This window comes from uncultured Tateyamaria sp., assembly GCF_947503385.1.
GTDB lineage: Bacteria > Pseudomonadota > Alphaproteobacteria > Rhodobacterales > Rhodobacteraceae > Tateyamaria.
Genome location: NZ_CANNDO010000004.1, coordinates 345,113 through 371,716, shown reverse-complemented (window position 1 = coordinate 371,716; position 26,604 = coordinate 345,113). Strand labels below are relative to the sequence as shown.

Annotated in this window: 25 protein-coding genes; 20 read left to right on the top strand and 5 right to left on the bottom strand. The window is 63.2% G+C overall.

Annotated features, from left to right (window positions below):
- Window positions 1-105: 105 nt before the first annotated feature.
- The 4 genes from folE2 to Q1A85_RS15655 all read left to right on the top strand — a co-directional run bounded on the left by folE2 (window position 106) and on the right by Q1A85_RS15655 (window position 4,725).
- Window positions 106-1,206, top strand: a complete 1,101-nt coding sequence (gene folE2 / locus Q1A85_RS15670; protein WP_299691357.1) for a GTP cyclohydrolase FolE2 — start codon at window positions 106-108, stop codon at window positions 1,204-1,206.
- Window positions 1,207-1,387: 181 nt separating this feature from the next.
- On the top strand, window positions 1,388-1,606 hold the full coding sequence (locus Q1A85_RS15665; RefSeq protein WP_299691354.1) for a hypothetical protein: 219 nt from the start codon (window positions 1,388-1,390) through the stop codon (window positions 1,604-1,606).
- A gap of 74 nt (window positions 1,607-1,680) precedes the next feature.
- Window positions 1,681-3,126 (top strand): TrkH family potassium uptake protein, encoded by a 1,446-nt coding sequence (locus tag Q1A85_RS15660; protein WP_299691351.1) that lies wholly within the window; start codon window positions 1,681-1,683, stop codon window positions 3,124-3,126.
- Window positions 3,127-4,725 (top strand): thiamine pyrophosphate-binding protein, encoded by a 1,599-nt coding sequence (locus Q1A85_RS15655; RefSeq protein WP_299691348.1) that lies wholly within the window; start codon window positions 3,127-3,129, stop codon window positions 4,723-4,725.
- Window positions 4,726-4,771: 46 nt separating this feature from the next.
- On the opposite strand, the gene Q1A85_RS15650 is transcribed toward Q1A85_RS15655, so the two are convergent.
- Window positions 4,772-5,035 carry a hypothetical protein gene (locus Q1A85_RS15650; RefSeq protein ID WP_299691345.1) on the bottom strand — a complete coding sequence of 88 codons (264 nt, stop codon included), beginning with the start codon at window positions 5,033-5,035 and terminating at the stop codon, window positions 4,772-4,774.
- 122 nt (window positions 5,036-5,157) lie between these two features.
- The gene (locus Q1A85_RS15645; protein ID WP_299691474.1) at window positions 5,158-6,918 is read right to left on the bottom strand and encodes a serine protease; all 1,761 of its coding nucleotides are present in this window, start codon (window positions 6,916-6,918) and stop codon (window positions 5,158-5,160) included.
- A 180-nt stretch (window positions 6,919-7,098) separates the two neighbouring features.
- Between Q1A85_RS15645 and Q1A85_RS15640 the strand changes: the two genes are divergently transcribed.
- The 9 genes from Q1A85_RS15640 to glmM all read left to right on the top strand — a co-directional run bounded on the left by Q1A85_RS15640 (window position 7,099) and on the right by glmM (window position 18,033).
- Window positions 7,099-8,040, top strand: a complete 942-nt coding sequence (locus tag Q1A85_RS15640) for a glycine--tRNA ligase subunit alpha (protein WP_299691342.1) — start codon at window positions 7,099-7,101, stop codon at window positions 8,038-8,040.
- Window positions 8,037-8,396: a glyoxalase superfamily protein gene (locus tag Q1A85_RS15635; RefSeq protein WP_299691339.1), complete on the top strand. Its 360-nt coding sequence runs from the start codon at window positions 8,037-8,039 to the stop codon at window positions 8,394-8,396. Before Q1A85_RS15640 ends, Q1A85_RS15635 begins: the two co-directional genes overlap by 4 nt.
- Entirely contained in the window at window positions 8,393-8,917 is a 525-nt protein-coding gene (locus Q1A85_RS15630) for a DUF6446 family protein (RefSeq protein WP_299691336.1), read from the top strand. The genes Q1A85_RS15635 and Q1A85_RS15630 overlap by 4 nt, the downstream gene beginning before the upstream one ends.
- A complete protein-coding gene (gene glyS / locus Q1A85_RS15625) occupies window positions 8,917-11,139 on the top strand; it encodes a glycine--tRNA ligase subunit beta (protein ID WP_299691333.1) in 2,223 nt (740 codons plus the stop codon). The genes Q1A85_RS15630 and glyS overlap by 1 nt, the downstream gene beginning before the upstream one ends.
- A gap of 197 nt (window positions 11,140-11,336) precedes the next feature.
- Window positions 11,337-13,874, top strand: coding sequence for a putative PEP-binding protein (locus tag Q1A85_RS15620; protein WP_299691330.1), 2,538 nt, complete (start codon window positions 11,337-11,339; stop codon window positions 13,872-13,874).
- A 152-nt stretch (window positions 13,875-14,026) separates the two neighbouring features.
- The gene (locus tag Q1A85_RS15615) at window positions 14,027-14,677 is read left to right on the top strand and encodes a cell wall hydrolase (RefSeq protein WP_299691327.1); all 651 of its coding nucleotides are present in this window, start codon (window positions 14,027-14,029) and stop codon (window positions 14,675-14,677) included.
- 100 nt (window positions 14,678-14,777) lie between these two features.
- Window positions 14,778-15,707 carry a dihydroneopterin aldolase gene (locus Q1A85_RS15610; RefSeq protein ID WP_299691324.1) on the top strand — a complete coding sequence of 310 codons (930 nt, stop codon included), beginning with the start codon at window positions 14,778-14,780 and terminating at the stop codon, window positions 15,705-15,707.
- Window positions 15,707-16,690, top strand: a complete 984-nt coding sequence (gene folP / locus Q1A85_RS15605; RefSeq protein WP_299691321.1) for a dihydropteroate synthase — start codon at window positions 15,707-15,709, stop codon at window positions 16,688-16,690. The genes Q1A85_RS15610 and folP overlap by 1 nt, the downstream gene beginning before the upstream one ends.
- Window positions 16,687-18,033 (top strand): phosphoglucosamine mutase, encoded by a 1,347-nt coding sequence (glmM, locus tag Q1A85_RS15600; protein WP_299691318.1) that lies wholly within the window; start codon window positions 16,687-16,689, stop codon window positions 18,031-18,033. Before folP ends, glmM begins: the two co-directional genes overlap by 4 nt.
- Here glmM and Q1A85_RS15595 read toward each other — a convergent pair.
- From Q1A85_RS15595 to Q1A85_RS15585, 3 genes are all read right to left on the bottom strand, one after another.
- A complete protein-coding gene (locus Q1A85_RS15595) occupies window positions 18,030-18,947 on the bottom strand; it encodes a DMT family transporter (RefSeq protein ID WP_299691315.1) in 918 nt (305 codons plus the stop codon). The genes glmM and Q1A85_RS15595 overlap by 4 nt on opposite strands.
- Before the next feature lie 166 nt (window positions 18,948-19,113).
- Window positions 19,114-19,461 (bottom strand): antibiotic biosynthesis monooxygenase, encoded by a 348-nt coding sequence (locus tag Q1A85_RS15590; protein WP_299691312.1) that lies wholly within the window; start codon window positions 19,459-19,461, stop codon window positions 19,114-19,116.
- On the bottom strand, window positions 19,458-19,775 hold the full coding sequence (locus tag Q1A85_RS15585) for an NIPSNAP family protein (protein WP_299691309.1): 318 nt from the start codon (window positions 19,773-19,775) through the stop codon (window positions 19,458-19,460). Before Q1A85_RS15585 ends, Q1A85_RS15590 begins: the two co-directional genes overlap by 4 nt.
- 70 nt (window positions 19,776-19,845) lie before the next feature.
- Here Q1A85_RS15585 and Q1A85_RS15580 point away from each other — a divergent pair, with 70 nt between their 5' ends.
- The 7 genes from Q1A85_RS15580 (at window position 19,846) to Q1A85_RS15550 (ending at window position 26,401) form a co-directional block, all read left to right on the top strand.
- Window positions 19,846-20,529: a winged helix-turn-helix domain-containing protein gene (locus Q1A85_RS15580; protein ID WP_299691306.1), complete on the top strand. Its 684-nt coding sequence runs from the start codon at window positions 19,846-19,848 to the stop codon at window positions 20,527-20,529.
- Between the two features lie 279 nt (window positions 20,530-20,808).
- Window positions 20,809-21,795, top strand: a complete 987-nt coding sequence (locus Q1A85_RS15575) for a tripartite tricarboxylate transporter substrate-binding protein (protein WP_299691303.1) — start codon at window positions 20,809-20,811, stop codon at window positions 21,793-21,795.
- Window positions 21,796-21,867: 72 nt separating this feature from the next.
- Window positions 21,868-22,365, top strand: coding sequence for a tripartite tricarboxylate transporter TctB family protein (locus tag Q1A85_RS15570; protein WP_299691300.1), 498 nt, complete (start codon window positions 21,868-21,870; stop codon window positions 22,363-22,365).
- 5 nt (window positions 22,366-22,370) lie between these two features.
- Window positions 22,371-22,919: a hypothetical protein gene (locus tag Q1A85_RS15565; RefSeq protein ID WP_299691297.1), complete on the top strand. Its 549-nt coding sequence runs from the start codon at window positions 22,371-22,373 to the stop codon at window positions 22,917-22,919.
- Window positions 22,913-24,433, top strand: coding sequence for a tripartite tricarboxylate transporter permease (locus Q1A85_RS15560; protein WP_299691294.1), 1,521 nt, complete (start codon window positions 22,913-22,915; stop codon window positions 24,431-24,433). The genes Q1A85_RS15565 and Q1A85_RS15560 overlap by 7 nt, the downstream gene beginning before the upstream one ends.
- On the top strand, window positions 24,423-25,622 hold the full coding sequence (locus Q1A85_RS15555) for a CoA transferase (protein ID WP_299691291.1): 1,200 nt from the start codon (window positions 24,423-24,425) through the stop codon (window positions 25,620-25,622). Before Q1A85_RS15560 ends, Q1A85_RS15555 begins: the two co-directional genes overlap by 11 nt.
- On the top strand, window positions 25,619-26,401 hold the full coding sequence (locus Q1A85_RS15550) for a citryl-CoA lyase (protein ID WP_299691288.1): 783 nt from the start codon (window positions 25,619-25,621) through the stop codon (window positions 26,399-26,401). The genes Q1A85_RS15555 and Q1A85_RS15550 overlap by 4 nt, the downstream gene beginning before the upstream one ends.
- The last annotated feature ends 203 nt before the right edge of the window (window positions 26,402-26,604 follow it).

The following is a 26,604-nucleotide window of genomic DNA, read 5'->3' as shown; positions in this document are numbered from 1 at the left end:
TTGTCATCCATGTTTCACCAGCACACGTAATTGTAAGTGTGATTGGAAAAGTGTGGGCGGGGACATATCTTTGACCCACACGCAAAATGAAAGGGGGGCTACTTTATGAACATTCATACGCCCACACTGACCGCAATACCCGAACGTGATGAGGCAGAAGCAGCGCTGGACCTGCTCCGCCGTTGGGCCAAACAGGCCTCGACGACCGAAATCATTGAACTTGACCCGTCTGTGGCGCGCCTCGTGCCCGGCAAGGCGGCGGATTACCCGTCTTTTGCCCGCGACTATCCCGAGGATTTCGCGGCGGACGCGGCATACAAGGACACGCTGCCGGATTTGCAGAATGGTCCCAGCAGCCTGATCCGGGGTGCAAACCAGCAAATCCAGCATGTGGGCATCTCGAATTTCCGTCTGCCATTGCAAGTGGCGACGCGCGACAATGGTCCGCTGACACTGGAAACATCCGTGACCGGTACGGTGAGCCTTGAGGCGGACAAGAAGGGCATCAATATGTCCCGCATCATGCGCTCGTTCTACAAACATGCCGAGCGCACGTTTTCCTTTGGCGTGATCGAGGCGGCGCTGGACGACTACAAAGCCGATCTCGAGAGCTTTGACGCCCGCATCCAGATGCGCTTTTCCTTCCCGATGAAGGTGGAAAGCCTGCGGTCGGGCCTGTCGGGCTACCAGTATTACGACATCGCGCTGGAACTGGTTGAGCAGGCGGGCGTGCGCAAGCGGATCGTCCATCTGGATTATGTCTATTCGTCCACATGCCCCTGCTCGCTGGAGCTGAGCGAACATGCTCGTGCGACCCGTGGACAACTGGCCACGCCGCATTCGCAGCGCTCTGTCGCGCGTATCAGCGTGGTGGTGGATGAGGATACGGATACCGTCTGGTTCGAGGACCTGATTGAAGCGTGCCGCCGTGCGGTGCCCACCGAGACGCAAGTCATGGTCAAGCGCGAGGACGAACAGGCCTTTGCCGAACTGAACGCGGCCAACCCGATCTTTGTCGAGGACGCTGCGCGGCTGTTCTGTGAACAGCTGCTGGCAGACGTGCGCATCGGCGATTTCCGTGTCGTGGCCAGCCATCAGGAAAGCCTGCACAGTCACGACGCGGTGTCCGTGCTGACCGAAGGCGACACTTTTGCCAACGACAGTATCGACCCGCGCATGTTCGCGACGCTGTTCCACGTCGGCTGAACCATCCCCTGTCTTATGACAAAGGCGCGCATATTCTGCGCGCCTTTTTCTTTTGTTTTCCGGTCATTAATGCGGTGCAACGCCGCTATGCAGCATTGGCATTTGTCATTCGGCACCCTCGGGCGCATGTAAGACGCACAAGGGAGGAACAGCTTTAACCGCACACATTGCGAGGTGTTCCATGGCCTATGCTGCCACAAATCAGCCCACATCCGTCTGGGCGTCGATCAAAAACTTCTTTTCCATGGTCGGTGAGGCCATGACGTTGTCCGCTGCCGCCGAAGTGCGGATGCGCCGGATTGATGCGCTGAACGCCAAATCCGACGCCGAACTGGCCGAAATGGGCCTGCGTCGTCAGGACATCGCGTCTTACGTGTTCCGCGACCTGATGTACTGCTAAATCGGCACGGCCCCGGCGTGGATCGCCGGGGCTTGCTTGACACCGGCTATCACTGCCTCCAACGCTGAGCGACAATGGACTTGCGCCCTGTTGGATATGTGATTGGCCTGCTGGTCGCCGTGTTGGGCGCGGCCATGCTTCTGCCGATGCTCGTGGACCTCGCCGAAGGGCGCGGCCACTGGTTCGTCTTTGCCGAAAGCGCGATGATCACACTGCTGATCGGCGGTGTCCTGTCGCTGAGCTGTGCCAACAGCGTGCGCGAAGGTCTGAGTATCCAGCAAACCTTTTTGCTGACCACCGGGGTCTGGCTGGCGCTGCCCGTGTTCGGCGCGCTGCCCTTCTGGTTTGGCGCGACGGAGGCGCGCTATGTCGATGCGTTCTTTGAGGCGATGTCGGGCCTGACCACCACGGGATCTACCGTGCTGTCGGGGCTCGAAGAGTTGCCCAAAGGGCTTTTGCTGTGGCGCGGCATTCTGCAATGGCTGGGCGGCATCGGTATCATCGTTGTCGCGATGGTGTTCTTGCCCGAATTGCGGGTGGGTGGGATGCAGATATTCCGCACCGAAGCCTTTGACACTTTTGGTAAAATTCTGCCGCGCGCAACCGAGATTGCCAGCCGCATCTCGGTCATCTACCTCGCGCTCACCCTGATTTGTGCATTGGGCTATATCGGGGCAGGCATGAACGCATTTGACGCGACCGTCCATGCGATGACCACGATCGCCACCGGCGGGTTTGCCAATTACGACGCGTCTTTTGCCGCCTTCGGCCCTGCTGCGTCCTACGTGGCCTGCGTGTTCATGATCCTTGCGGCGTTGCCCTTTGTCCGCTTTGTCCAGCTTAGCGCGGGGACGGCCCGGCCCCTGCTGCATGACACGCAAATCCATGTCTTTCTCCTGACCGCGCTTGCCGTTGTCACATTGATCGCGTTGTCCAATGTCATCCGCACCGAAAACGTGACCGAGCCTGCCTTTCGCACCGCTCTGTTCAACACCGTGTCGCTGATGACAGGCACAGGCTACGCCAATGCCGATTACATGCAGTGGGGTGGGTTTGCTGTGGCCGTTCTGTTCTTTACCGGGTTGATCGGGGGCTGTGCGGGCTCAACCGCTTGTTCGATCAAGATTTTTCGGTATCAGCTTCTTTTTGCTTCCATCCGCGCCCAGTTGCAAAAGACCCGCAGCCCCCATGGCATCTTTACCCCGCGCTACGCGGGCCGACCGGTGGGTGAGGACGTGCTGAACTCGGTCATGTCGTTTTTTATGTTCTTCGTGGTGACTTTGGGCGTCCTGTCGGTTGGGCTGGCCATGACCGGACTCGATTTTGTCACGTCGATTTCCGGTGCGGCAACCGCGTTGGCCAATATCGGACCGGGCCTTGGGGATCAGATTGGCCCGGCGGGCAATTTTGCGGGGCTCAATGACACGGCCAAGTGGTTGCTGAGTGCGGCCATGCTAATCGGGCGGCTCGAACTGATGGCCGTCTATGTCATTTTCACTGTTGGCTTCTGGAGGGCCTGAATGTCGCAAACCCGTCCGCTTGGCGCGCAAATCTCTCACATGCTGAAGGATCGGGGGGTTGACGTCATTTTCGGCATTCCCGGCGTACACAATCAGGAAATGTATCGCGGGATCGAAGAGGCGGGGATCACCCATGTGCTGGCCCGCCACGAACAGGGCGCGGGGTTCATGGCGGACGGCTATGCGCGGGCAACCGGCAAGCCGGGCGTGGCCTACGTCATCACTGGACCGGGATTGACCAACATCATGACGCCGATGGGACAGGCGTATAGCGACAGCGTGCCGATGCTGGTGATTTCGTCGTGCCTTGATGAAACTGCGGCGACCAAGGGACAGTTGCACCAGATGAAGGATCAGCGTGCTGCCGCTGAAACGGTCTGCGACTGGTCGGAGGAGGCGCGTACGGCGGAGGCGGCCTATGCCCTGATCGATCGCGCGTTTGCGGAATTCAGCGCGTACAGATCAGCCCCCAAACACATTCAGATCCCGATATCGCTGTTACAGACATCGGTCGCGCCGCCACCTGCGCGCGGCCTTTGGCCCTCCGTGCCTTCCGGGCGTCTTGGTTTCAGCTGGGGCGATGCCGTTTTGCAGGCAAAGCGACCACTTTTTGTTCTCGGCGCGGAGGCGGGCTTTCTACAACTGGGGAGGCAGAGGCTGTTCTCTCGGCTCAAAGCGGCTTGTATCGAAACATTCAGTGGTCGCGGGATGGCAGGGAAATCCGCGTTGAATTTTGGAACTTGCCTTGGCCGCCCCGAGAGCGCCGACGTTCTCGGTCGTGCAGATCTGGTTGTTCTGTTGGGAACACATCTGCCAGAGACAGAGATTTGGCGTGAAAAAACCGGCATACAGGGCGATTGCATCCAAATTAGCCTTGATCCGGCGCGACGGGCAGCCGATGCGACCGCCTTTTTGTGGTGCAGGTCCGATGCGTTCCTCGAGTGTGTGGAAGACCGATTGGGTGCTGTCGCGCAAGAGAGGGTGGTTGAAACCGATTGGACCCGCCGCGAGGTCACAAAAGCACGAAAACGGTGGCGAGCCCAGATCGACGCAGAGCGACCGAGCCTATTGCCCGTGATCGACGCCTTGCAGGAGGCTGTGTCAGAAAACACAGTCGTCTACTCTGACATGACACAGCTTGCCTATGCGGCCCTTGAGGTCTGGCAGGAAAACCATGCGCCTGGCGGGTGGCACCACCCCACCGGTTTCGGCACCCTGGGATACGCCACACCCGCCGCCATCGGCGGGGCTGTTGCCCGCAAGGGACAGCCCACCATGGCCATCATCGGCGACTACGGCTTTCACTACACCATGGCTGAACTGGGCGTCGCGGTCGAACTGGGCCTGCCCCTGCCCATCATCCTGTGGGACAACGGCAAGCTCAAGGAAATCGAAGACAGCATGGTGCGGGCCCAGATTGCGCCCAACGCCGTTGTCGCGCGCAATCCGGATTTCTGCAAACTGGCGGAGGCATTCGGCGCCTATGCCGCAGCGCCAAAATCACTGTCGCACATGCAGGAGGCTGTCCGCGCCGCATTTGAAGCAGACGGGCCAACACTGATCCATGTCACACCGGACATCACAGCTTCTTCTGACTAGAAATACCACGGGGGTCCGGGGGTAGAACCCCCGGTCCTGTCGTCGGTCACATCTTGGGACCCTGAGCTTTGTAGACGTCGCCCCACGTTTTTGTGGCGATGTAGGTCGGGCAACCGGGTTTGGCGGTATTGACGATCAGAAACCACACGGTTTCGCCGGGGCGGCCCGCACGGCTGTATTCGCAACCCGCCGGGTGCGTCCACCACTGCCCCTGAAAGGATGCAGGCGGCGTCGCGACACTGGCGGCGGCGGCCACGGGCATGACAAAGGCGGCCCCAAGGGCCAAGGATTTGAGCAAGAATTTCAACATGACGACACTCCGTTCACTGATGACTGGTCAGCGCCCCCACGCCTCACCAGCAGCAATGCCCGCACCGCCGTTAAAACGGCCTTAACGGCCCATGATCACCTGTCGACAGTTTTAGCGACCCGTCAGTCCCAGCAGCTGACCAGCACTGTCATACCGGTTGCGGCGGCGGTCAGGTCGATGGGGTCAATGGCGGTGCCGCTGTCGGTGTTGGCCGCGGCCATACCCGCTTGCGCCAGCACGTCCTGCAACGCCTCGCGGTCAAGCGCAAAGCTGACGCCTTCGGGCAGGGCGCGTCCGGTCTCGGGCGCAGGCAACAGCATCCCCAGCACGCCACCGCCCGCATCCAGAACCGGCCCGCCTGCATCGCCCGGCAGGACGTTCAGCGCCAGCCGCGCCAGATCGGGCTCACCCTGCAACCCGCGCAGGTCACTCAACGTGCCAAAGGTCATCGACGGCGCGCCCAGCACCCCCTCAAAACTGTAACCCGACGCCGCCACTTCGGAGGCCAGTCGGGGGGGCGATGCGCTGAACCGCGCAACGGCCAAAGGTGCCAGCCCGTTTTCGGGGCGCAACACGGCCACGCCACGCGCGTCATCCTGTGCCAGCACGGCGGCGTCTGTCTCACCGTCGATGGTGATGCGCGCACAGCTTTGTACGGCCTGCGATGTGGTCATCACGGTGCCGCGGCTGTCCACGAAAAACCCGGACCGCGACAGGCGTGGCTTGCGCACGGCAAGCCCGGCCAAGAGGTCAATCGACTGCTCTTCTGCGCCCGCCTCGGGCGAGATTGTTCCGTCAAACCGCACGAGGCTTTTGGCCATCTCATCGATCAGCCGCGTGCGCCGTGCCTCGTCACCCGCAGGCCAGACAAGGGTGAAACCCTTGATCTCGCCACCATCCAGCTGCACGCGCGTCTCGGACACGCGGGTCTCATCCTCGCCCTTGATGGTAAACGACCGGGTGCCGCGGTCGCGCGGGCCGTCCAGCGGCACAATGTCCAACGTCTGCATGATGTCGTAGAGGCCAAAGAGTGTGGTCTGGTCGCCCGCCTGACTGATGAGCAGCACCGTGGCTTCGAGATCACCCGACGCGCTGTAATGGGCAAAGGGGTATTCGTATTTCTCGAACGCGACCACCGCCGTCGGCAGGGCGATCTCGATCCCCGCGCTGTCGTCGCGCACCACGGCAAGACCCAGATCGTCCAGCACCGCGTTATAATCCTTGAGCAATACGACCCGTTGCTGGGTGGTCAGGATGCCCGTGACCTCAAATCCCTTTTGTTCTTGCCACGCCGCCATGGCGTTGCGCGTGCCGCGCCCGAATGCACCGTCAATGGCACCGGGATAGGTGCCCGCCCATTGCAGCGCCACCTGCAACGCCTCGCGGTCCTCGCGGGACAGCGCGCGTTCGCTGCGCTGTGCTTCGGCGGGTGTTTCATCCGGCGGCGGCGGGGCCTGCACCACGGGTTCAGGTTCTGCCGGGGCAAGGGGTGGGGCCGGGGTCGATTCTGATGTCACGGCAGCGGGCGCGTCGATCACGCCCCGATCCAGCACATTCGCCCCGATGGGCCAGAACTGCTGACGGAAACTCGACGATAGCGCGATAAAGCTGTCACGGGGGATCACGCCTTCGGCACGGTAGACGCGCAGCACCTGTTCAGCGTCCGGGCGGGCATAGGGACCCAGCGCAATTCCGTACCAGCCACCCCCAAGGGCAAAGCCGTTTACGTCTGGCAGATCAGCGGCAAAGACGCGGGCGCGGTCGGTGGCGTCGGCAAGGTTTGGTTGCGCCTCGACCTGAACCCAGACCGCATCATCCTGCGCCCAAACGGCCCCTGTCACGCCACACAGCACCACCCACAGGGCAACCACCCGTTTCCACATCACCCGTACATCCCCTTGATCGGCCCTGAGGCTCTGATTTCTGGGCGCACGATAAACCGGAATGCACAGGCTTGGAAATGGTGGAAAACCCGAACCAGCATTCGCCTCGCGCGCAATTGACCATCCCGGGGCACCGCCGTAGGAAAGACGCGCATTCCCAAGCCCGCAAAGGCCCGTTTCATGTCCACCACGTCCCAAGCCCCCCGGTCGTTCCAAGAGATTATTCTGCGCTTGCAGACCTATTGGGCGTCCAAAGGCTGTGCGGTGTTGCAACCCTACGACATGGAGGTGGGCGCAGGCACGTTTCACCCCGCCACCACGCTACGCTCGCTGGGCGCGCAGCCTTGGGCTGCGGCCTATGTGCAGCCGTCGCGTCGCCCGACAGACGGACGCTATGGCGAGAACCCGAACCGGCTCCAGCATTACTACCAGTATCAGGTGCTGATCAAACCATCGCCGCCCGACCTGCAAGAACTGTATCTTGGATCGCTCGAAGCCATCGGCGTCGACATGGCCCTGCACGACATCCGCTTTGTCGAGGATGATTGGGAAAGCCCGACTTTGGGCGCTTGGGGTCTCGGTTGGGAGGTTTGGTGCGACGGCATGGAAGTGTCGCAGTTCACCTATTTCCAGCAGGTGGGCGGGCATGACTGCCATCCGGTGTCGGGTGAGCTGACATATGGGCTCGAACGACTTGCCATGTATATCCTTGGCATCGACCACGTCATGGACATGCCCTTCAACGATCCGCAGACACCGATCCCGTTGACCTATGGCGACATCTTCAAGCAAACCGAAGAGGAATACGCCCGCTGGAATTTCGACGTGGCCAATACCGACGTGTTGCTGCGCCAGTTCGAAGAGGCTGAGGCCGAGTGCGAAAAGATCCTGTCACAGGCCCACGACGACCCCAAAACGGGCAAGCGCATCGTCATGGCGCACCCCGCCTATGATCAGTGCATCAAGGCCTCGCACATATTCAACCTGCTGGACGCGCGCGGCGTGATTTCCGTGACCGAACGGCAGGCCTATATCGGCCGCGTGCGCGCGCTGGCCAAGCAATGCGCCGACGCCTTTGTGATGACCCGCGCGGGCGGCTGGCGCCCCGAGGATGCAGCGTGAGCTACACCAATGCCACCCCGGTGCTGCGCGTGTCGGATTATGCACGGGCGCGGGCGTTCTACGTGGACGTTCTGGGCTTTGAGGTGCGCGAAGAGGCGGGCGAACCTGTCACCGGATTTGGCATCCTGCGCGCCGGGCAGGCACAGATTTTCCTGATGGCGTGGAATGGGCCCGAGGCGGCCTATGACAGCTGGCGGGTCTACCTGTATCCTGAGAACTTCGCAGCCACGGTCGCCGCCATTCGCGCCACCGGTACGGCGATCAAAGGCCCCACGGTCACCGAATACGGGATGCGCGAGGTCGAAGTCACCGACCCTGACGGCAATGTCTTGTGTCTGGGAGAGGATGCAGGATGAACGGAAAAATAATTGGGATTGTCCTTTTGCTTAGCTCCATCATCGCGGGCGCGGCCCTTTATTATCTCCAGATCTACGGCTTTTACACCGAGGTGCCCGACAGTGACGGGCCGGACGTCCAGCTTGTCTCCGTGGTCTCGGACGCGCCCGAGCCGATCCCCTATCGCGATTTTCAGGCCATCGACGCCGACAGCTCGCCCATCCGCTACCGCGCCTGTTTCCGCACGGACCTGAGCCTTGCCCTGCTGACGGAGACCTATGTTGGCCTCGACGCGCTCAGCCCACGCAATGCGCCGACCTGGTTTGACTGTTTCGACGCCGAAGCAATCGGTGCCGAGATTGCGGCAGGCACAGCGCTGACGTTTCTCGCCCAGAAGAACATCCATTTCGGCGTCGACCGCGTGGTTGCCATCACCGATGACGGGCGCGGCTATGTCTGGCACGAACTGAATGACTGCGGCGACAAAGCCTATGACGGCACCATTGTGGGCGAGGAATGCCCCAGACGGGACACTGAATAATGCCTGATCTCCTGATCGAACTCTTCTCCGAGGAAATCCCGGCGCGGATGCAAACACGCGCGGGCGAGGATCTGAAAAAGCTGGTCACAAACGGGCTGGTCGAGGCCGGGCTGACCTATGCATCGGCGGCTGCGTTTACGACGCCCCGCCGTCTGACCCTGACGGTCGATGGCCTGCTGGACCAAAGCCCCACCACCCGCGAGGAACGCAAAGGGCCCAAGGCGGATGCCCCCGAAAAGGCGATCGAGGGGTTCTTGCGCGGCGCGGGCCTGACCCGCGATCAGGTCGAGGAACGCGAAACGCCCAAAGGTAGCGTGCTCTTTGCGGTGATCGAAAAACCGGGCCGCCCTGCGTCCCACATCATTGCCGAAGTGCTGGAGGCGACCATCAGGCAATTCCCGTGGCCCAAGTCGATGCGCTGGGGCACAGGCAGCCTGAAATGGGTGCGCCCGCTGCAGTCAATCCTGTGCATCCTGACCGATGAGGCGGGGCATAATGTGGTACCGCTTGACGTGGACGGCATCGTGTCGGGCGACACGACCGAAGGGCATCGGTTCATGGCACCGGGCCGCTTTGCCGTGACGGGGTTTGACGACTATGTGGCCAAGCTGAAACGCGCCCATGTGGTGCTGGATGCTGCCGAACGGGCGCAAGCCATCTGGCACGATGCCACCAACATGGCTTTTGCCAGCGGTCTGGAGGTGGTCGAGGACAAGGGGCTGCTCTCGGAAGTTGCGGGCCTTGTCGAATGGCCCGTGGTCCTGATGGGCCGCATTGGCGACGACTTTCTTGAGCTGCCGCCGGAGGTGCTGCAAACCTCGATGAAAGAACACCAAAAGTTCTTCTCTGTCCGCAACCCCAAGACGGGCCGGATTGAGCGGTTCATCACTGTGGCCAACCGTGAGACGGCTGATAACGGCGCCACGATTCTCGCAGGCAACGAAAAGGTGCTGAGCGCGCGGCTGGCGGATGCCAAATTCTTCTGGGAAAACGATCTGCGCACCGTGCGCGAAGTGGGGCTCGAAGGCATGGCCAAACTGCTGGCCGATGTCACGTTCCACAACAAGCTGGGTAGCCAGGCCGAGCGTGTCGCCCGCATCGAAGCATTGGCGCGCGAACTGGCCTCCGTTGTCGGCGCCAAACCCGACCTCGCCGCCGAAGCTGCCCGCGTCTGCAAGGCCGACCTCGCCTCCGAGATGGTCTACGAATTCCCCGAATTGCAGGGGACCATGGGCAAATACTACGCTCGGGCCGCAGGCCACGACGACGGCGTGCCCGAGGCCTGCGAAGAACATTATTCGCCCCTTGGTCCGTCCGACGACGTGCCCACCGCGTCTGTGTCCGTGGCCGTGGCGCTGGCGGACAAGCTGGACACGCTGACAGGGTTCTGGGCAATTGACGAGAAGCCGACGGGGTCGAAAGACCCCTTTGCTCTAAGGCGTGCGGCTTTGGGGGTTATTCGGTTGGTGTTGGAGAACGATGTGCGCATTCCACTTGGGCAGTGGATTTTCATGCGTTTGGCACAGACCAAAGTCCAGAACGAGTTTGTACGCAAAAAAAGCTCAGCGGATGAAATCTCAAAGCTGGTTGAGCAAGTGGATTTGGAACTGGCCCGTCAGTTTAGGAATTCTGCATTCCAACAACGCTATGATGAGTACGTAACAGGCGCCACACTTAAAGAAAGCGAGGTTGGAGCGATTGACCTCCTCGCCTTCTTCCACGATCGCCTAAAAGTCTACCTCCGCGACCAAAGTATCCGCCACGACATCATCGACGCCTGCATCGCCATGCCCCAAAACGACGACCTCGCCCTCCTCGTCAATCGCGCCACCGCGCTCAGCGACACGCTCAAAACCGACGACGGCGAAAACCTCATCCAGGGCTTCAAACGCGCCAACAACATCCTCACCCAAGCCGAAGAAGCGGACGGCGTCGAATACTCCTACGGGGCCGACGCAAAATTCGCCGAAACGGAAGAGGAACGCGCGCTCTTCGCCGCCCTCGACACAGCCGAAGCCAAAATTGCGCCCGCAATGGACGCACAGGACTTTGCGTCCGCCATGCACGCCATGGCCACTCTACGCACACCCATCGACGCCTTCTTTGACGCCGTTCAGATCAACACGGACAACCAGACCATCCGGCGCAACCGGCTCAACCTGCTCAGCCGCATTCGCACGCTGTGCCTGTCGGTCGCGGATCTGACCAAAGTCGAAGGCTGAGTTTCTTCTGACCAAAAATACCACGGGGGGAGGCGCAGCCGGGGGGCTGGCCCCCCTCTGACCTTTGCAACGCGCCGTGCACCGCTTGCCTGCATGGCCTCACGACGCGCAAAATCACCCGCGTCCTGCGGTGCCGTAACCCCTTGTAAGGTCAACCCGACTGTCTATGCTGCGCTCCGAACAGGAGGGATGCCGCAGTGCAGAATAATCCCAACACGACTTTGGTGACGCCCACCGCGCCTATCACCGCCAAGACCCATGGCGGCCGGGCAAAGTGTCTGCAACGTCTGGCGCGGCTTGACCTGCCGGTGCCTACGACTGTGGCCCTGTCCTTTGATGCCGTGCTCGATATCGCCAAAGGGCATTTTCCCGATATCGACGCCATCCTGACCCAATTCCCGCCCGAAGCGCTGCTGTGCGTGCGCCCCTCGTCCGAGGACCCGGACTGGGGTGGGCCGTCTGCCGTGCTCAATATCGGGATGAATGACCAGCGGTTCGAGACGTTGTGCGGCACGTTGGGCGTCGATGCCGCCACTGCGCTTTTCTCCCGCTTTGTGCAAAGCTACGCGATCCATGTAGACCGGCTTGATCCGGACATGTTCGACGACATCGAAGGCGAGGGCACCGACGCGCTGCATCGTGCGCTTGAAGCCTACGAAAGCGAAACCGAAACACCCTTTCCCACCACCCGTGCCGCGCAACTGACCGGTGTGCTCAAGTCCATGGCCCGCGCATGGGAGGGCACCTCTGCCCGTCTGTTGCGGCAGGCCAAGGGCGCCCCGGCGGACGCGGGTCTGGGCCTTGTGATCCAGCAGATGGCCTTTGGCATGGGGCACGGCGAAAGCGGGTCCGGTGTGTTGCAGCTTGTGTCATCCAAGACCGGTAAGCCTCAGATAACAGGTCGTTATTTGCGGCAAAGCCAAGGGCGCGATGCGCTGTCGGGTGACGCTGCCAGCCTGTACATCACCCGCGATCCGCGCGGCCCCTCGCTTGAGGAACATGTGCCGGACGCATTTGCGCAACTCGTCGCGCACGCCCGCCAGATGCGGCAAAAGCTGCGCGAAGAGATGCAGGTGGAATTCACCATTGAAAACGGCCAGTTACACATTCTGGACGGGGTGCGTGTGGCACGGTCCTCCCGCGCGACGGTGCGCATCGCGGTCGAACTGGCCCGCGACGGTATCATCCCCACGCAAGAGGCGCTGATGCGGGTCGAACCGCGGGCGCTGAACGAATTGCTGCACCGGCAGGTGGATCGACATGCCAAGCGTGACGTGATCGGATCAGGCATCGCCGCCAGCCCCGGGGCCGCCACCGGGCGGGTGGTGTTCACGGCGACTGATGCGCAGGCAAGTGCTGCCCGGCGCGAGGATTGCATCCTCGTGCGCAGGGAAACCGCCCCCGAAGACATCCGCGGTATGCATGCCGCAAGCGCCGTCATCACCGAACGGGGCGGTGTGACCAGCCACGCCGCCGTGATCGGGCGAGGCATTGGGTTGCCCTGTGTGGTGGGTGTCAGCGACATGCGGTTTGAGCCGTCCAAAGGCAAATTGATCGCGAATGATGGCCGCGTGATCTCTGCCGGGGACGTGATCACGGTGGATGGCACCAATGGTACGATCCTGCTGGGCGCACCGGAAATGCAGGAGGCCGCGCTCGACGATGCGTTCAACGCCCTGATGGAATGGGCGGACGCGGAACGGGACATCGGCATCCGCGCCAACGCCGACACGCCAGCGGATGCGCAAACGGCGCGCAATTTCGATGCGCAGGGCATTGGTCTGTGCCGCACAGAACACATGTTTTTCGAACCCGGTCGCCTCACGGTCATGCGCGAGATGATTTTTGCCGAAACCAGCGACGACCGGCGCGCGGTGTTGGAACGGCTGCTGCCGATGCAGCGCGATGACTTTACCCAGCTGTTCCGGATCATGCAGGGCAAGCCGGTTTGCATCCGCCTCTTTGACCCGCCGCTGCACGAATTTCTGCCCACCGACCGCAATGGCCAGCGCGAGCTGGCGGATGCGCTTGATCTGCCCTTGTCGGATGTGACCCGCCGGATCGAAGAGATGGCAGAGTACAATCCCATGCTGGGGATGCGGGGTGTGCGGATGGGGATCACCGTGCCCGAGATTTACGATATGCAGGCCCGCGCGATCTTCGAGGCGACCGTCGAGGCCAGCCGAGAAAGCGACCCGGTCGTGCCCGAGATCATGATCCCGTTGGTCAGCGCGAAACGCGAGGTCGAATTGGTGCGCAGCCGCATTGACGGCGTGGCAGCGGCAGTGGCCACCGAACAGCATGTCAAATTCGACTATCGCCTCGGCGTGATGGTCGAAACGCCGCGCGCCGCCTTGCGCGCGGGTGAGATCGCGCAGCATTGCAGCTTTCTCAGTTTTGGCACCAACGACCTGACCCAGATGACCTATGGGCTCAGCCGGGACGACGCGGGCCGGTTCATGTCGGATTACGTGCGCCAAGAAGTCTTTGCCGAAGATCCGTTTCATTCGCTGGATGTCGAAGGGGTGGGGGAGCTGTTGCAACTGGGCTCTGCACGGGGGCGCGCCGCGCAGCCCGACCTGACCCTGTCGATCTGTGGCGAGCACGGCGGCAACCCCGAATCAATTGCCTTTTGCAGGCAGGCCGGGTTCGACTATGTGTCCTGTTCTCCTTTCCGAGTCCCCGTGGCGCGGCTAGCTGCCGCACAATTGGCCATATCCCACAAGATCGGGTAGCGCGGGCGCGGTGTCGCACCGGATATGCGGTCTGCGCCATGCAGCCCTCGGTTGTGCAAACCGGCTATGCAGCGCCACCGCAGCCCAAAAACTGGACGTCCGCGTTTTTTTTAACTAAATCCGCCGGGTTTGTACTTGCCTGGGGGCGTGGGATGCGTGGAATTTTTGTGAGTGCCGGTTTTATTGCGGCGTGGGTTGTGGCTTCTGTGACCACTGCACTGGCGGAGACGTCAAAGCCGACAGGCGACACCTTGCGCGCCGTAGAAGAGCGGGGCTTGCGGGCTGTCCCCCTTGACCGATTGCAATCCATGCTGACCGAACCCGCCGTTGCAGCCGATGGCCCTGTGCAACTGTCGCGCAGTTGGGTCGACGCGCAGCCCAAGGCGTCCGGCAATGCCCATTGGCGTTGCCTGAGCGAAGCACTTTATTTTGAAGCCCGCGGTGAAACGGTCAAAGGGCAGTTTGCCGTGGCCGAGGTCATCATGAACCGGGTCAAAAGCGCGCGCTTTCCCGGCAATGTCTGCGGCGTGATCAATCAGGGCACCGGGCGCAAGTACCAGTGCCAGTTCACCTATACCTGCGATGGCTATCCCGAACGGATCAGCGAACCGCGCGCATGGGACAGGGTGTCAAAGATTGCCCGCGCCGTGCTGGACGGCCGCGCGCCGGAACTGACCGAAGGGGCCACCCATTATCACACCACCGCCGTGCGTCCACGCTGGAGCAGGGTCTACACCCACACGGCGTCGATCGGCGTGCACCGGTTCTATCGTCACACGTTCCGCACGGCATCCAACAACTAGGCGCAATGCCGCAATCGGCGTCTGCGGGGCCGCGTTTGGCCCTGTTGCGTGATGCGTCCGGACGGTAGAAGGACGCGGAACCAAGCTTTGGACTGCGCCGATGCCCTCTGAAATCCACCTCGCCTTCTCCCACCCCTCTGAACGGTCGGCGGCCACGGCGTCCGACACACCGCTTGACCGGATTTCGGTCCGTGATCACGTGGTCGAGGTTGAAATCGGCGCGTTTCAGGCGGAACGCGGCGTCACGCAGCGCATCTGTTTCAACATTGTGGTCGAGGTGCGCCCGCTGGCCGATGCGCTGGACGATGATGTGGACCGCATCCTAAGCTACGACAAGGTGACTGAGGCGATCAGCTTTGCACTGGCGGAAGAGCGTTTGAACCTGCTGGAAACTCTGGCGGAACGCGTGGCGGATCGCATCCTGCTTGAACCGCAGGCCATGCGCGTCTTTGTCCGCATCGAAAAGCTGGACCGAGGTCCCGGCGCGCTGGGGGTCGAGATTGTGCGGGCGCGTGTTGCCGCCGGTCTCGTGTCCACAGAGACGCTGGAAGAGGACACGCCGCATCCCGAACTGGTCTTCTTGTCGAACGCAGCCATTGCGTCGCCCAACCTGAACGGCTGGATTGACCAGTTAGAGGCGATGGGCCGTCCCCTGATTTTCTGCGTGGGTCCGGATGACACGGATGCGCCACAGGCAAGTCATCCGCTTGCGCAGCGCCGCATCGACCTGCTGGCGATTGAGCAAAACGCATGGGTGCTGGCCGCACGGGACGGGCGCTGCAAGGTGGTGGACACGCGAACCGAATTGGATTGGGCCATGCGCAACGGCCAGATTTGTGTGTGGGCTCCGTCAAAGGTGGTCCTTGATGCCGTCGATGGCCCCTCTGCCAAAGGTGCGGATGCGGTGGCGCTGGCGTCGTGGTTTGCCGCCACGTTCGATGCGCGTGAGATGTTGGTGATCGGCGATGACGGCCCGGTTGAGGCTCCGGTGGCGCTGCGTCACATGCCGGTCGACCAAGTTCGGATGTGATGCGCTACGTTCGCCCGTTGATGCAGGCAGGCCCTGCGCGACCGGATGACGCCGTCCCCTTTGGCTTTGGCTGGTTCACACATGTCGAAGTGCTGTCCCGCGAGAACGCGCCGCAGATCCTGCCAGTGGGCGACGTGGATCAGAGCGTCCTGAACCGCTTTGGTGCAGGGGCGGAAGTGCCTGAAATCATGGGCATTCTGAATGTCACGCCCGATAGCTTTTCCGATGGTGGACGGCATGATGATGTGTCCGCAGCCGTAACCCATGCCGGGGATATGATCGCCGCAGGTGCAACAATCATCGACGTGGGCGGCGAATCCACCCGGCCCGGTGCCGCGCCCGTTCCGGCAGGCGAAGAAATCCGTCGCACCGCCCCGGTGATTGCCGCCCTGTGCGCTGCGGATGCCCGGGTGCCCATCTCTGTCGACACGCGCAAGGCGGCCGTGGCGGAGGCCGCGCTGGATGCGGGCGCGCGGCTTGTGAACGACGTTTCGGGTTTCACCTTTGATGCGGCACTTGCGCCGCTTTGTGCGGCGCGTCATGTGCCGGTGTGCGTGATGCACGCGCAAGGTGATCCGCAAACGATGCAGGAAAATCCCAGCTACCAGAACGTGTTGCTGGACGTTTATGATTTTCTGCTTGAACGGATCGCCGCGTTGGAGGCCGCAGGAATTGCCCGCGCAGACATCATCGCCGACCCCGGCATCGGCTTTGGCAAAACGCTGGATCACAACCTGACGCTCTTGAACCGGATCAGCCTGTTTCACGGGCTGGGTGTGCCTGTGTTGCTGGGCGCGTCGCGCAAGCGGTTTATCGGCACGCTGGGTCATGCGCCGCGTGCGCAGGACCGGGCGCCGGGGTCTGTGGGTGTGGCGCTGGCGGCGTTGGCGCAAGGGGTGCAGATGTTGCGCGTGCACGATGTCGCCGAGCACGCGCAGGCCATTGCGCTTTGGCGGGCGTCTGTGGCAAGTCCCGAAACATGACAAAGCTCTTTGGGACCGATGGGGTACGTGGCATAGCCAATATCGCCCCGATGACGGTGGAGATGGCCCTGCGCATCGGTGCAGCGGTCGGGCGGTACTTTCGGCGCGATGGCGACAGCGTGCACCGGGTGGTGATCGGCAAGGACACGCGCCTGTCCGGTTACATGTTTGAGAACGCGTTGACGGCGGGATTGACCAGCACCGGTATGAACGTGCTGTTGCTGGGACCTGTGCCGACACCTGCCGTGGGTCTGTTGACGCGGTCGATGCGTGCCGATCTGGGCGTCATGATCTCTGCCAGCCACAACCCGGCCGAAGACAATGGGATCAAGTTCTTTGGGCCTGATGGCTTCAAGCTCAGCGACGCGGCAGAGGCCGAGATTGAGCGGCTTGTCGCGGACGGGGTGGACCCTGTGCCATCGCGCGAGATTGGGCGGGCCAAGCGAATTGATGATGGCCGTTTTCGGTATATCGAGCGGGTGAAATCGTCTTTTCCGCGGGCCATGCGCCTTGATGGCCTCAAGGTGGTTGTGGATTGCGCCAACGGCGCGGCCTACCGCGTGGCACCCGAGGCGCTGTGGGAACTGGGCGCAACCGTGATCCCGGTTGGCGTGGCCCCGAACGGGCACAACATCAACCAGGGCTGCGGGTCGACACACCCCCAGACCGCCGCTGAAGCCGTGGTGGCGCATGGGGCCGATGTGGGCATTTGCCTTGATGGCGACGCGGATCGCGTTATCTTGCTGGATGAGAACGGCAATGTCGGCAATGGCGATCAGTTCATGGGCCTGATGGCCGCCCGCTGGGCCGAGGAAGGCCGCCTGAAGGGCGACGCCTTGGTGGCGACGGTCATGTCGAACCTCGGGCTTGAGCGGTTTCTTCAGGAGCGCGGATTGAGCCTTGAACGGACTTCTGTCGGGGACCGATACGTGGTGGAGCGGATGCGCACGGGCGGCTTCAATCTGGGCGGAGAGCAGTCGGGGCATATCGTGATGACTGACTATGCCACCACCGGCGACGGCCTGCTGGCGGGTTTGCAGTTTCTGGCGGAACTGGTGCAGACCGGCAAGCGCGCGAGCGAGGTGCTGCATGTCTTTGACCCGGTGCCGCAATTGCTCAAGAATGTCCGTTTTTCCGCAGGGCAGGCCCCGCTGGACTTGGACAGCGTCAAATCCGCGATTGCAGAGGCGGAGGGGCAGTTGGACGGCAATGGGCGGCTCTTGATCCGTAAATCGGGGACCGAGCCGCTGATCCGCGTGATGGCGGAAAGCGAGGATGCCGCCGTGCTTGAGGCAAGCGTCGATCACGTGGTGCAGGCGGTGCAGGATGCCGTGTCGGTCTAGCGGCTGAACAGGCGGCGGAACGCGCCGTATTGGCTGAGGCCAACGCCGGATAGGATCAGCACCAGCGCCCAGAGGAGCGAGCCGGGCAGCGGCTCCGACAGCACCAGCGCGCCGAGCACGACGGACCAGACCGGCACTTGATAATTGGTCAGGGACATAAACACCGGGCCTGCGCTGCGGATCACCAGAACCCGCAGGAAATTCGCGGCAGCCGTCGGGATCAGGCCAAGAAAGGCAAGGATGATCAGGGTGCGCGTGTCGGGCAGGGGCGGCGGGCCTTCGACGATCCACGCGGCGGGCAGCACGATGGCGGCGGCGATCAGCAACAGCATGGTGGCCAGCCCGATGGGGTCAATGGCGGGCAAGCGGCGCATCAGGATCGAGGACACGCCGTAGCAGCAGGCCGCCCCGATGCAGGCGGCGCGACCAAAGGGTTCCATCGTGGTCCCTGTCGCCTCGAACGCCTGACCGCCCAGCAGCACGCAGACCCCGGCAAAGCCGATCAGGAACCCCAGCGTTTTGCGCCATGTGAGGCGCTCTCCGGGCACAAGAAAATGGGCCAGCGGCAGCACGATCAGGGCGACCGAGGCCATAGAGACGCCAGCAAAGCCGGAGGTCACGAATTGCTGGCCCCAGGCGAGCAGAATAAACGGCACAGCCGAGCTGAGCGCGCCGATCGTGGCCAGCGCCGTCAGGTGCCTGCGTGTGGGCATTGTGATGAAAAGGCGCAGGCCCATCGCGGCCCAGATCGCCACCATCAGGACGGCGGCAAAAACGATCCGACCGGCTGCCAGCCAGAACGGGCTGAGCCCTTCGAGGGCCAGTTCGGTCACGAGGAAAGTGCCACCCCATGTCAGGCCCAGCGTGGCCACCATAAGCCAGCTTGCGGCGGTGATTTGGGGGGTGGTGGTCATGGGCGGACCCTCGCGGAAAGAATGGACGTTGTCCATGGGTGTCCCAGCGTGGGACACCAGTGCGCGCACGAAAAATCAAGGGGTTACAGAGGCGGCTTTACCTTGTGTTAAGACTTTGGCCCGTTCCGGCCACGCGCAGACGCGCCGCAAATCCCATCCCGGCCGCTCAGCCATCGTGCAGCGCGCGGCTGTCGGCGGGGGCCTCGGCGCGCTGGGTCATGCCGTAGTCGCGGATCACGCCTGCCACGCGCAGGCGGTAGTCGTCGAAATGCACCCCGCGGCCTGCGGTCTGCGCATCGCGGTGTTCGGGCAGTTTGCGCCAATGTTCCAGCGCGGCCTCGTCCTCCCAGAACGACAGCGACAGAAGTTTGCCCGGCTCTGCGAGGCTTTCGAACCGTTCGACGGAGATAAAGCCGGGGATGTCGGCAAGATGCGCCTTGAGCGCTGCGGCGCGCCGCAAATAGGGGTCGCGGTGGCCGTCCTTGGGCCAAACCTCGAAAATAACGGCGATCATGGGGTGCCTCCGGTTGTGACGGACCGGAGCCATGTCCGGTCTTCCTTGAGAATGAATTTCTCTGATTGCGCAAACAAGTAGTTCTCGCGTCCGAGGGGGTCTGCGGCCAAGCGGGCGCGGTAGGCCTCGTAGGCGGCGAGGCTTTGGATATGGTAGATGCCGTAGGCCAGCGTGGAGGACCCTTCATGCGGGGCGAAATACCCCACGAGGTCGGCACCGCATCGCGGGATTGCCGTGCCCCAGCGCTGTCCGTATTCGGCAAAGGCCGCGCGTTTGGTGGGGTCGATCTGGTACTGGATGATGCAAGTCAGCATGGTGTGTCCTTTCGTGCTGGACACCGGTTAGCACTTTGACGGGCGCGAACGCTTCGGCTACGATCAAACTATGAAAGAAGGTCCAGACATCTCGCATATCGCGTCGCTGATCGGTGATCCGGCGCGTGCCAATATCCTGACGGCCCTGATGGACGGGCGGGCGCTGACCGCGTCGGAACTGGCCGAAGGGGCAGGCGTGGCGCTGCCCACGGCAAGCGGCCATTTGTCCAAGCTGACCGAGGCCGAACTGATCCGCCCGCGCAAAGAGGGGCGGCACAAATATTTCCAACTGGCGGATGCAGATGTGGCGGCGGTGCTGGAGGCGCTGATGGGGCTGGCCGAGGGGCGCGGCCTTAAACGGGTGCGTACGGGACCGCGGGATGCACAGATGCGCGAGGCGCGGGTGTGCTACAACCACCTTGCCGGGCGCATGGGCGTACAGATGTTCCGCAGCATGGTTGCGCGGGGATTGCTGGCCGAGGACGCGGAGGACGTGACGCTGACCGGCAGCGGGGCGGAATTTGCGCGCGGCTTTGGCATAGATGTGGCCGGTTTGGCGCAATCACGCGCGCCGCTGTGCCGGTCCTGCCTCGATTGGAGCGAACGGCGCAGTCATCTGGCCGGTGCCTTGGGGCGCGCAATGCTGGGCCGGATGGAAGAAGATGGCTGGATGGTGCGGGTGCCCGGCCAACGGGTGGTGCGTGTGACGCAGAAAGGCACGCAGGCCTTTGCGGATATGTTCGGCGCGGCCTGACGGCGGGACGCGCAGCGCCGCGGGGTGGCGTCTGTCGCGCGATATGCGCGGCCTGTGGGTCCCCGTCCGGGCTTTTTGCGCCCCGCTGGAGCCAAATGGCGCGCGCCGCGCCGGTCAAAGGCGGTGCTGATCGCCATGGCGCGCGGGTGGTGTGGCGACCTCTGCGGCGGGGCGTTTCCGGGCAAATACATTTTTTGCGTGTCAGCCCCTGATCCCGTTCCTATAGTCGCGGAACGAGCGGGCGCAAAACGCCCGCCTGTCAATTGGGAGGATTACCATATGAACACCTTTGGGTGGACACGCCGCGTTGCTATCGCGGCTGCAACAGCAACCTTGGCCTTTGGCGGCATCGCGCAGGCGGACGGGCATCAGGTGCTGGACGACGTACACTTTTTGATCCCCGGCGGTGCCGGTGGCGGCTGGGACGGGACCGCGCGCGGCACGGGCGAGGCGCTGACCGGTGCGGGCCTTGTCGGGTCGGCCAGCTACGAGAACATGTCCGGTGGCGGCGGCGGGGTGGCCATTGCCCACCTGATCGAAAACGCCGCATCGCTGGAAAACACGATGATGGTCAATTCGACCCCCATCGTCATCCGGTCGCTGACAGGCGTGTTTCCGCAGTCGTTCCGTGACCTGACGCTGGTGGCTGGCACCATCGGTGACTATGCGGCCCTTGTCGTGAATTCGGACAGTGAATTGCAGTCGATGGACGACCTGCTGGCGGCCTATCGCGCCGATGCCAGCGGCTTTGCCATTGGTGGCGGATCGGTGCCCGGTGGCATGGACCACCTTGTGGCGGCGATGGCGATGCAGGCGGCGGGCGAGGACCCGACGGCCTTTAACTACATCCCCTATGACGCGGGCGGCGCGGCGATGGCCGGTCTGCTGTCGGGCGAGATCAAGGCGCTGTCCACGGGCTTTTCCGAGGCGGTGGCGCTGGCCCAGCAGGGCGAGGTGCGCATCCTTGGCGTGACGGCGGACGAACGTGTGGACGCCTTTGCCGATGCCCCCACGATGAAGGAACAGGGCATCGACACCACGTTTGTGAACTGGCGCGGGTTCTTTGCCGCACCGGGCGTGTCGGATGCGCAATTGGGCAAGTTCCAGACCGCGCTGACGCAAATGTATGACACGCCCGAATGGGAAGAAGTCCGGGCGCGCAACGGTTGGGTCAATATCCACAACAATGGTGACGATTTCCGCGCCTTCCTGGAAAACCAGGAGAAGGTGATTGGCGATCTGATGAAAACGCTGGGCTTTTTGTAAGCGCGCGTCGCTGACAAGGGGCCGCCCCGCGCCGCGGGGCGGCCCTGCGGCCAGATTGGGGAGGGGATGACCATGGCGCTGGATCGCTGGATCGCGTTGATTTTCGTGACATTTTGCTGTGTCTACGGCTATGCGGCCTTTTTCACGATGGACCAGTTGCTGCCGCCCTTTATGCAGCGCAACCCGGTCTGGCCGTCGACCTTTCCCAAGATGCTGGCGGTTCTGGGGGTCGGTGTGGGCATGATCGTTTTGCTGGGCATCGAAAAGCGTGTGGGCGGAGACGCGGAACCCAGCGCGACCGACATCAACTATCGCCGCCTGCGAGAATATAAGGTGGGGCAGGCGCTGGCGCTGCTGGGGCTGATGGTGGCCTATGCGCTGATGCTGCGGCCTGCCGGATTTCTGATCGCCACGACGGTGTTCCTTGCAGGGGGCAGCGCGATTCTGGGCGAGCGGAAGTTTCATGTGATGATCCCGGTGGCGGTGCTGGCCACGGGGTTTGTGTGGTATCTGGTGCAGGAGGTGCTGGGCATCTTTTTGCGTCCGTTCCCGTTCTTTATGGGGACCTGAGGCGGATGTCGGACGGATCGAACCCTGCGCCCGGAGACCCCACGGAGACGGTGTTCAAGGTGCAGGTGGTGTCCAGCCCCAGATCGGTCTGGAGCGTGCTGGTCGACCGGATCAAGGAGGTGAGCGTGGTGTTCACGGCCGGGTTCGCTGCGCTGAATTTCGTGTTGCCGCAGACCATCAAGGACGAGGTGGCGATCTGGTGGGCGGCGCTGGATGCGCCACGGGCGGACTTGGTCGAGCCGATGCTGGTCGAGGCCGTGGTCGACGGCCCGCCCACCGTCACGGGATGGGTGTTCGCGGGGACAGGGTCTGCGTCGCAGACCGCGCCGGACTGGGTGTTCGGCCAGTCGGGTGACGAGATCGCGGTGGGCGAAACGCTCAAACCGCTGACGGATGTCAATGTGCGCACGGCGCGTATCACCGGGCTGAACGCATCGCCCGACATTATCGACATCCTGATGGCGGACGGCACGCGTTGCGTCCGTGTCCTGGAGGTCGATCCAAGCCAGCGGACGCCAAGTGTGTGGATTTTCGGGGAGATCGTCGAATGCTAGAAGGGATCATGATCGGCCTCGGGGCCGCGTTTTCCATCCAGAACATCCTGATGGTGGTCGCGGGCTGCCTGATTGGCACCTTTATCGGGATGTTGCCGGGGCTGGGGCCGATGTCGATCATCGCCATTATGATCCCCGTGGCGATCACGCTGGGTGATCCGGCGGCGGCGCTGATCCTGCTGGCGGGGGTTTATTACGGCGCCATTTTCGGCGGCTCGACCTCGTCCATCCTGCTGAATGCGCCGGGGGTCGCGGGCACGGTTGCCACCAGCTTTGACGGCTACCCGATGGCCCGCAAGGGGCAGGCGGGCAAGGCGCTGACCATCGCCGCCGTGGCCAGTTTCGCGGGTGGGACGATCGGGGCGATCCTGCTGGTGATCTTTGCGCCCGTGCTGTCATCGGTGGCGCTGCGGTTCCATTCGGCCGAATATTTCGCGCTGATGGTTGTGGGCCTGTCGGCCATTGCCGCCTTTGCGGGCACGGGGCAGGTGGCCAAGGCGCTGATGATGACCATTCTGGGCCTGATCCTTGCCACTGTGGGCGAGGGGGCGCTGTTTTCCATGCCGCGCTTCACCATGGGGCTGCTGGACCTGCAATCGGGCATCAGCTTTATCACGCTGGCGATGGCGATGTTTGCGCTGCCCGAAGCGCTGTTTCTGGTGCTGAACCCAATGCGGGGTGCAAGCGGGGACGGGGCCAGCAACAAGATCACCAACCTGCGGTTCTCGCGCGAAGAGGGCAAGGCGATGATCCCCGTGATCGGACGCCAATCCATCCAAGGGTTCTTTATCGGGGTGTTGCCGGGGGCGGGGGCCACGATTGCGTCCTTCCTTGGCTATGCGGTGGAGCGCAACATTGCCAAGGGCGACGAACAGGCGGAGTTTGGCAAAGGATCGGTCAAGGGCCTTGCAGCACCCGAGACGGCGAATAACGCGGCCTGCACAGGCTCTTTTGTGCCATTGCTGACGCTGGGCATTCCCGGTTCGGGCACCACCGCGATCCTGCTGGGCGCGCTGATTGCGCTGAACGTGACACCGGGCCCGCGCCTGATGATCGACACGCCCGAAATTTTCTGGGCCGTCATCATTTCGATGTTCATCGGCAATCTGGTGCTGTTGATCCTGAACCTGCCGCTGATCCCCTATATCGCAAAAATCCTTGCCATTCCGCGGAATTACCTGATTCCCTTCATCCTCTTTTTCACGCTGATGGGGGCCTATATCGGGCAGAACAACGCGACCGAGCTGCTGATGCTGGTGGGCCTTGGGGTGATGGCGACGATCTTTCGCTTTGCCGACTACCCGCTGGCGCCGCTGCTGATCGGGTTCATCCTTGGCACGATGCTGGAGGACAATTTCGCCCGCTCCATGCAGCTTTATCGCGGCCTCGATTTCATCATCGAACGGCCCATGACGCTGGGCCTGTTGGTGATTGCGCTGGTCCTTGTCCTGCTGCCCAGCTACCGCGCCCGCCGTGCCCGCAAGCGCGCCGAAGGCGTGGCCGATGGCGACTGAGGCACCGCTTGCCGGGGTTCGTGTCCTTGATCTGACCAATGTGCTGGCGGGTCCGTTTGCCTGTCACCAACTGGCGCATCTGGGGGCGGATGTCCTCAAGGTCGAGGCGGTCGGACGCGGTGATCTGGCCCGCAATCTCGGCGCTGACCCGGACCTGTCGGCGCAGGGGATGGGCATCAGCTTTTTGGCGCAGAATGCGGGCAAACGGTCGCTGACGCTGAACCTCAAACATGAGGCTGGCAAAGAGGTGCTGCGACGGCTGGTGCAGGCCTCGGATGTGTTGGTCGAGAATTTCCGCCCCGGCGTGATGGACCGTCTGGACCTTGGGCCCGCGCGGTTGCGGGCAGACAATCCGCGCCTTGTCTACTGCGCGATTTCGGGGTTTGGGCAGACTGGGCCATGGGCGGATCGCCCGGCCTATGACCAGACTATCCAAGGGGTGTCGGGCCTGATGTCGGTCACGGGCACTGCCGAAAGCGGGCCGTTGCGCGCGGGCTATCCGCTGGCGGACACCATTGGCGGGCTGACGGCGGCGATGGCGATTACGGCGGCGCTGAACGCGCCCGAACGCGGCTGTGTCATCGACGTGTCGATGCTGGAGGCGGTGCTTGCCACAATGGGCTGGGTTGTGTCGAACCATCTGATCGGGGGCGTTGCGCCTGCGCGGGCTGGCAACGAAAACCCGACCTCTGCGCCTTCGGGTGCGTTTCAATGTGCCGACGGTTTGGTCAATATTGCGGCCAACAAGGATGAACAGTGGGTGCTGCTGGCGCGGCATCTGGGGCGGGACGATCTGCTGGAGGACCCGGCCTTTGCCACGCGCGAGGACCGCAAGGCCAACCGGCTGCGGCTGCGGGCAGAGTTGGAGACGGTGCTGACCCGGCGCGCGGCGGGCCTGTGGGCGGATGAGTTGAACGGCATTGGTGTGCCTGCGGGGCCGGTGCTGTCGGTGCCGGATGTGCTTGCGCATCCGCAGGTGCGCGACCGTGATCTGCTGGCGCGGTTCGACGATGTGCCGGGCATGGCGCGGGCCATTGAGGTGATGCGGGTGGGCGCCCTGTTCGACGGCGCGCGCCCCGGCGTCCCGACGCCGCCGCCCGCATTGGGGCAGGACACGGACGCGGTGCTGCGCGCACTGGGCTACAGTGCCGCACAGATCGCCGAGATGCGGGGGAAGGGCGTGATATGAGTGATGACAGCGACGTTGCCGATTGGTGGCGCACACGGATCATCGACATGGAGCCGGGGCGCATTGCCTTGCGCGGACACCCGATCGAGACGCTGATCGGCAATATGGGGTTTGCCGAGATGATCTGGCATCTGGTGATCGGCACCCCCCTGTCCGAAGCCCGCGCGCGGCTGTTTGAAGCGGCACTTGTGTCGGCGGTGGATCACGGGCCGCAGGCGCCGTCCATCGCGGCGGCGCGGATGGCGGCGACCTGCGGTGTGGGATTGCAGAACGCGATGGCCACGGGGTTGAACATGTTGGGCGACGTGCATGGCGGCGCGGGGGAACAGGCTGTGGATCTGTTTGGGCAGGTGGCGGTGGACGGGCTGGAGCGTCTTGCGGCGTGGCGGGCGGAACATGGGCATTATGTGCCGGGCTTTGGCCACCGGTTTCACACACCCACCGATCCGCGCGCGCCGCGTCTGATGGCGCTGGTGGACGCGGCGGTGCAGGCCAGTGCGGTGACGGGTGCCTTTCGCGACAGCGCGGCCCGCATCGAGGCGCATCTGGCCAAAGAGCGTGGTGCGCCGGTGCCGATGAACATCGACGGCGCGACGGCGGTGATTTACGCCGAACTGGGCTGTCCCGCCCCGCTGGCGCGCGGGTTTTTCGGCCTGTCGCGCAGTGTGGGCATCCTTGCGCACGCGTGGGAACAGACAGAGCAGGGTGGACGGAACAAGGGGCCAACCCCGCCGGGCTATCGCTGGACCTACGACGGCGACAGCGGCCAGGGCTCATAGCCAACGGAGCATGGGTGCCGCGATGGCGCAGAGGCAGACGTGGCGGGGCAGGTGTCGTCCCGGGTCGCCACGCGCCGCCTGTCGGTGCGTGTGTCAAACATGAGCCGGGTCTGGATCAGCCCGCGGTTGTCCGGGAGGTGTCGGCGGCGGGACGGGCGGTCAATATGCCTGCCCTTTGCTGGCTGGCGGATGCGCGGGCAATG

Coding starts and splice junctions, on each gene's coding strand:
- Q1A85_RS15575 (WP_299691303.1), top strand. CDS start 20,809: ATGAACACCTTTGGGTGGACACGCCGCGTTGCTATCGCGGCTGCAACA.
- Q1A85_RS15610 (WP_299691324.1), top strand. CDS start 14,778: ATGCCCTCTGAAATCCACCTCGCCTTCTCCCACCCCTCTGAACGGTCG.
- Q1A85_RS15570 (WP_299691300.1), top strand. CDS start 21,868: ATGGCGCTGGATCGCTGGATCGCGTTGATTTTCGTGACATTTTGCTGT.
- Q1A85_RS15650 (WP_299691345.1), bottom strand. CDS start 5,035: ATGTTGAAATTCTTGCTCAAATCCTTGGCCCTTGGGGCCGCCTTTGTC.
- folE2 (WP_299691357.1), top strand. CDS start 106: ATGAACATTCATACGCCCACACTGACCGCAATACCCGAACGTGATGAG.
- Q1A85_RS15615 (WP_299691327.1), top strand. CDS start 14,027: ATGCGTGGAATTTTTGTGAGTGCCGGTTTTATTGCGGCGTGGGTTGTG.
- Q1A85_RS15630 (WP_299691336.1), top strand. CDS start 8,393: ATGAACGGAAAAATAATTGGGATTGTCCTTTTGCTTAGCTCCATCATC.
- Q1A85_RS15550 (WP_299691288.1), top strand. CDS start 25,619: ATGAGTGATGACAGCGACGTTGCCGATTGGTGGCGCACACGGATCATC.
- Q1A85_RS15585 (WP_299691309.1), bottom strand. CDS start 19,775: ATGCTGACTTGCATCATCCAGTACCAGATCGACCCCACCAAACGCGCG.
- Q1A85_RS15660 (WP_299691351.1), top strand. CDS start 1,681: ATGGACTTGCGCCCTGTTGGATATGTGATTGGCCTGCTGGTCGCCGTG.
- Q1A85_RS15580 (WP_299691306.1), top strand. CDS start 19,846: ATGAAAGAAGGTCCAGACATCTCGCATATCGCGTCGCTGATCGGTGAT.
- Q1A85_RS15555 (WP_299691291.1), top strand. CDS start 24,423: ATGGCGACTGAGGCACCGCTTGCCGGGGTTCGTGTCCTTGATCTGACC.
- glyS (WP_299691333.1), top strand. CDS start 8,917: ATGCCTGATCTCCTGATCGAACTCTTCTCCGAGGAAATCCCGGCGCGG.
- Q1A85_RS15640 (WP_299691342.1), top strand. CDS start 7,099: ATGTCCACCACGTCCCAAGCCCCCCGGTCGTTCCAAGAGATTATTCTG.
- glmM (WP_299691318.1), top strand. CDS start 16,687: ATGACAAAGCTCTTTGGGACCGATGGGGTACGTGGCATAGCCAATATC.
- Q1A85_RS15655 (WP_299691348.1), top strand. CDS start 3,127: ATGTCGCAAACCCGTCCGCTTGGCGCGCAAATCTCTCACATGCTGAAG.
- folP (WP_299691321.1), top strand. CDS start 15,707: ATGCGCTACGTTCGCCCGTTGATGCAGGCAGGCCCTGCGCGACCGGAT.
- Q1A85_RS15645 (WP_299691474.1), bottom strand. CDS start 6,918: ATGTGGAAACGGGTGGTTGCCCTGTGGGTGGTGCTGTGTGGCGTGACA.
- Q1A85_RS15560 (WP_299691294.1), top strand. CDS start 22,913: ATGCTAGAAGGGATCATGATCGGCCTCGGGGCCGCGTTTTCCATCCAG.
- Q1A85_RS15565 (WP_299691297.1), top strand. CDS start 22,371: ATGTCGGACGGATCGAACCCTGCGCCCGGAGACCCCACGGAGACGGTG.
- Q1A85_RS15590 (WP_299691312.1), bottom strand. CDS start 19,461: ATGATCGCCGTTATTTTCGAGGTTTGGCCCAAGGACGGCCACCGCGAC.
- Q1A85_RS15595 (WP_299691315.1), bottom strand. CDS start 18,947: ATGACCACCACCCCCCAAATCACCGCCGCAAGCTGGCTTATGGTGGCC.
- Q1A85_RS15665 (WP_299691354.1), top strand. CDS start 1,388: ATGGCCTATGCTGCCACAAATCAGCCCACATCCGTCTGGGCGTCGATC.